Genomic DNA, 255 nt, shown 5'->3' on the forward strand with positions numbered 1-255 from the left:
GTCAGGTCACCGGCGGATGTCAACGAGTTGTAGGTGTTCCAGCCGCCGCCGATCCTTGTGCGGGTCGCGAACGGAGCGGGCGCGCTGCCCGTCCCCTGGTATAGCCACAGGACGCCTGCAGTGTCGCGGGCGATCAGGTCCGGCTTGCCGTCACCTGTCAGGTCACCGGCGGATGTCAACGAGTTGTAGGTGTTCCAGCCGCCGCCGATCCTTGTGCGGGTCGCGAACGGAGCGGGCGCGCTGCCCGTCCCCTGG

1 pseudogene is annotated in these 255 nt (G+C 68.6%); it reads right to left on the minus strand.

The features are described from left to right. Positions 1-255 (minus strand): annotated as a pseudogene (locus IG88_RS44895) (hypothetical protein); the annotation flags it as partial.

The sequence above is a fragment of the Streptomyces sp. NRRL F-5650 genome, from assembly GCF_000721365.1.
Taxonomy (GTDB): domain Bacteria; phylum Actinomycetota; class Actinomycetes; order Streptomycetales; family Streptomycetaceae; genus Streptomyces; species Streptomyces ardesiacus.